General features: G+C 71.5%; 3 protein-coding genes and 1 pseudogene. 3 read left to right on the forward strand and 1 reads right to left on the reverse strand.

Features of this window, described 5'->3' with window-relative positions:
• Positions 1-446, reverse strand: a pseudogene (locus D471_RS0100675) (hypothetical protein); the annotation flags it as partial.
• Positions 447-690: 244 nt separating this feature from the next.
• Between D471_RS0100675 and cofD the strand changes: the two are divergent.
• From cofD to D471_RS0100690, 3 genes are all read left to right on the forward strand, one after another.
• Positions 691-1,683, forward strand: a complete 993-nt coding sequence (cofD, locus tag D471_RS0100680) for a 2-phospho-L-lactate transferase (RefSeq protein ID WP_017596845.1) — start codon at positions 691-693, stop codon at positions 1,681-1,683.
• Entirely contained in the window at positions 1,680-2,954 is a 1,275-nt protein-coding gene (locus D471_RS0100685; RefSeq protein ID WP_017596846.1) for a coenzyme F420-0:L-glutamate ligase, read from the forward strand. The genes cofD and D471_RS0100685 overlap by 4 nt, the downstream gene beginning before the upstream one ends.
• Positions 2,955-3,201: 247 nt before the next feature.
• Entirely contained in the window at positions 3,202-4,506 is a 1,305-nt protein-coding gene (locus tag D471_RS0100690) for a glycosyl hydrolase family 18 protein (protein ID WP_017596847.1), read from the forward strand.
• Positions 4,507-4,616 lie beyond the last annotated feature (110 nt).

Consider the following 4,616-nt stretch of genomic DNA (forward strand, 5'->3'; position numbering starts at 1 on the left):
GCGCGCGGGACCAGCGTCGGGTCGTTGAAGACCTTGAGGAGCACGAAGCCGAGCAGACCGAGCACCGCGCCCCGCCCGAGCGTCGTGAAGAAGCTCGCGAAGCCGAGGCCGACGTTGTCGGGGACGATGAACCCGGTGATGAGGGAGATCAGGGCGAACAGCAACCCGACGCCGACCATGATCATCGCGGTGACGACGACGGGAGCGGCCGACGGACGCGTACGCTCGCTGGTCACGACCAGGGCGACGGCGGCGGCCAGGAGCACCACGTGCCACAGCCCGAAGAAGCTGGAGGCGGCGGACTCCACTCCGACGGCGAATCCTCCGGTGTAGTCACTGGCCCACACGATCAGGCGGATCAGGCCAGCCAACAGGGTCGCGCCCACGGCCCCGAGGAGGGCCCAGGCCCCCAGCGGGCGCAGGCGATCGAGTGTTTCGTTGTTCAAGAGAGGTTCCCCTCCGCTGGTTCCTCACCGTCGAGACGGGGGAAGCTTGGCATATCGTCGGGCTGTCAGGTGTATCGGCCGCGCCCCGACGGGGAATGGGGACATCGGACACAGCCGACCGGTGAGACGGCGCGCACCGCCCCGGGGTTCGGAGACTCCCCGCACGGGTACGGTCACGCCGGGGTCGCGGCCCACGGCGGGGCAGACGACTCATACACGCCCCCAGCCTGCCAGACTTGGACGCATGCGGATAGTCGTACCGGCTGGCGGTATCGGTGGTGCACGGTTCCTTCGCGGCCTGAAGGCGGCGCTCGGGATCGACGCTCCCACCTCCGGAAACCAGACCACAGACAGCACCAGCACCATCACCGTCATCGGCAACACCGGCGACGACATCACCCTGTTCGGGCTCCGGATCTGTCCGGATCTGGACACCGTGATGTACACCCTGGGCGGGGGCATCAACGAGGAACAGGGCTGGGGCAGGGCCGAGGAGTCCTTCACCGTCAAGGAGGAGCTCGCCGCCTACGGCATGCGCCCCACCTGGTTCGGACTGGGCGACCGGGACACCGCCACCCACATCGTCCGCGCGCAGATGCTCGCGGCGGGGTACCCGCTCTCGGCGGTGACCGAGGCGCTGTGCGACCGTTGGAAGCCCGGCGTGCGCCTGCTGCCCATGACCGACGACCAGGTGGAGACGCACGTGGTCGTCGAGGACGAGGAGGGCCGCCGCGCCATCCACTTCCAGGAGTGGTGGATCCGGCACCGCGCCGCGCTGCCCGCCGAACAGATCATCAGCATGGGCGCCGAGTCGGCCAAGCCGGCTCCGGGCGTCCTGGGCGCCATCGCCGAGGCGGACGCCGTGATCCTTCCGCCGTCCAACCCCGTGGTCAGCGTGGGGTCCGTCCTGGGAGTCCCCGGTATCCGCGAGGCCCTGCTCGACAAGACCGTGGTCGGTGTCTCGCCGATCATCGGCGGCGCGCCGGTGCGCGGGATGGCCGACGCCTGCCTCGCCGCCATCGGGGTGGAGACGAGCGCCGCCGCCGTCGCCGAGCACCTGGGCTCCGACCTGCTCGACGGCTGGCTGGTGGACGAGGCCGACGAGGCCGCGTGCCAGGGCGTCGAGGGGATCGAGGTGCGCTCGCGTCCGCTGTACATGAGCGACCCCGCCGCCACCGAGGCGATCGCCCGCGCGGCGGTGGACCTGGCGGTCGAACTGTCGGGGGGACGCGCGTGACCGACGACATACGCGTGCGCGGGCTGCCCGGCGTCCCCGAGGTGCGGCCGGGCGACGATCTCGCGGCCCTGGTCGCCGACGCCGTGGCCGCCTCCGGTGTCCCTCTGGTGGACGGCGACGTCCTCGTGGTCACCTCCAAGATCGTCAGCAAGGCCGAGGGCCGTGCCCGGCGGATGGACCGGGAGGAGGCGATCGACGCCGAGACGGTGCGCGTGGTCGCCCGCGCGGGCCGCACCCGGATCACGCAGACGCGCCGTGGTCTGGTGATGGCGGCCGCCGGGGTGGACGCCTCCAACGTCGAGCCCGGTACCGTGCTCCTGCTCCCGGAGGACCCGGACGCCTCCGCCCGCGCCCTGCGCGCGGGGCTGCGCGAACGTCTGGGGGTGGAGGTGGCCGTGGTCGTCTCCGACACCTTCGGCCGCCCCTGGCGCGTCGGCCAGACCGACGTGGCCATCGGCGCGGCGGGGCTGACGGTACTCCAGGACCTGCGCGGCGCCACCGACACGCACGGCAACGTCATGGAGGCGACCGTGAACGCGGTCGCCGACGAGATCGCGGGCGCCGGCGAGCTGGTGAAGGGCAAGGCCAGCGGTGTGCCCGTCGCCGTGGTCAGCGGCCTGGGCGCCCTGGTCACCGAGGAGGACGGCCGCGGCGCGGTCGAACTCGTGCGCTCGGCCGACGCCGACCTGTTCCGCTACGGGTCGCGCGACGTCGTACCCGCCCGGAGGACGGTCCGCGCGTTCACCGACGACCCCGTGGACCCGGCGGCCGTGCGGCGCGCGGTCGGCGCGGCGGTGACGGCCCCCGCGCCGCACCACACCACCCCGTGGCGGTACGTGCTCGTGGAGTCCGAGCGCACGCGCAAGCGGCTGCTGGACGCCATGTTGGACGCGTGGGTGGCCGACCTGCGGGGTGACGGGTTCTCCGAGGAGGCGATCGCCCGCCGGACGCGCCGCGGCGACGTCCTGCGCGGCGCTCCGTACCTCGTGGTGCCGTTCCTGGTCGCCGACGGCGCGCACCCGTACCCGGACCGGCGCCGGGCGGACGCCGAGCGGTCGATGTTCCTGGTGGCGATGGGCGCCGGGGTGCAGAGTCTGCTGGTCGGGCTGGCCATGGAGGGACTGGGGTCGGCCTGGATCTCCTCGACGATGTTCTGCCCGGACGTCGTGCGCGAGGTGCTGGACGTGCCCGAGGAGTGGCAGCCGATGGGGGCGGGGGGCGGGGGNGAGCGTCCGCCACGCGATCCGGAGGACTTCGTGACCGTGCGGTGACGCCGATGATGACGGACGGCCAGTGCCCCTCCCCGGGGCGCTGGCCGCTTTTCGTGTGCTCAGTGGCCTCGATGACCCCTTGAACCTCGGGAGTCACACACGGCACGGGGTCACATCATGTCTCCGAAAAATCGCAAACTTTCCTTACGGTTTTCGTTGACGCGCCAGTCAAGCAACTCTAAGGTTTCTTAACAATTAAGGCAGCAGAGCCGGTTCGTCGCCCCGCTCGACGAAAGGAGCACCCCCCATGCTCGACCACCTCCGCGAACGACGCCGCCGAAGGAGCACACCCTCACGGGCCAAAGCGGCCCTGACCGGCGCCTTCGCCGTCGTCGCCTCGGCGCTCATCGCCGGTGGCGCCGGCCAGTTCGCCCTGGCCGCCAACGAGGCCGAGACCGTGTCCGACACCAGCTCGGCGCAGCAGACGCAGCAGTGGCTCACCGGCTACTGGCACAACTTCGACAACGGCTCCACGGTTCTGACCCTCGCCGACGTCCCGTCCGAGTACAACCTGGTGGCGGTCGCCTTCGCCGACAACCACCCCTCGCTCGACGGCGGCATCACGTTCAACCTCGCCAGCAGCGAGCTCAACGGCTACACCGAGGCCCAGTTCCGCTCCGACATCGCCGCCGTCCAGGCCGAGGGCCGCAAGGTCATCCTGTCCGTCGGCGGGCAGCTCGGGAACGTGAGCGTCACCAACCCCACCCAGGCGCAGAACTTCGCCGACACGGCGTACGCGCTGATGCGGGACTACGGGTTCGACGGCATCGACATCGACCTCGAGCACGGGATCAACGCCCAGTACATGGAGTCCGCGCTGCGCGACCTCAGGACGAGCGCCGGGCCGGACCTGATCATCACGATGGCGCCGCAGACCATCGACTTCCAAGCGCCCAGCCAGCAGTACTACCAGCTGGCGTCGAACATCTCCGACATCCTCACCATCGTGAACATGCAGTACTACAACTCCGGCACGATGGCGGGGTGCGACGGCCAGATCTACAGCCAGGGAACGGTCGACTTCGTCGCCGCCCAGGCCTGCATCCAGCTGGAGATGGGCCTGTCCCCGAGCCAGGTCGGCCTGGGCATCCCGGCCGTCCCCTCGGCCGCGGGCGGCGGGTACATGCCCACGAGCAGCGTCATCGCCGCGCTCGACTGCCTGGAGGCCGGGACCAGCTGCGGGCAGTACTCGCCCACCACGCCGTACGGCCCCATCGGCGGCGTGATGACCTGGTCGATCAACTGGGACGCGACCAACGGCTACCAGTTCGCCCGCGACATCTCCGCGCGCCTGGGCAACGGTCCGACGACCCCGCCGACCGACGGCCCCACGGACGGACCGACCGACGGACCCACGGACGGACCGACCGACGGACCCACCGACCCGCCGGTGGACTGCACCGCTCCGGCCTGGTCCGCCGACACCGTCTACACCGGCGGTGACACCGTCTCCCACCAGGGCACCGTCTACCGCGCCAAGTGGTGGACGCGGGGCGAGGAGCCCGGCACCACCGGCCAGTGGGGTGTCTGGGAGACCGTCGGAGCCTGCTAGGAACCGCCCACCGTCCACGACGTCCCCGGACCCCGCGCGGGGCTACTCCCGGCCCCGCTTCCACCCCCTCCCGGGTGGGCCGTCACCCCACTCCCCTCGCGTGACGGCCC

It is taken from the genome of Nocardiopsis lucentensis DSM 44048 (genome assembly GCF_000341125.1).
Classification (GTDB): domain Bacteria; phylum Actinomycetota; class Actinomycetes; order Streptosporangiales; family Streptosporangiaceae; genus Nocardiopsis; species Nocardiopsis lucentensis.

What these genes read in the sequence shown, in the direction of transcription:
- cofD (WP_017596845.1), top strand. Translation starts at nt 691, where the DNA reads ATGCGGATAGTCGTACCGGCTGGCGGTATCGGTGGTGCACGGTTCCTT.
- D471_RS0100690 (WP_017596847.1), top strand. Translation starts at nt 3,202, where the DNA reads ATGCTCGACCACCTCCGCGAACGACGCCGCCGAAGGAGCACACCCTCA.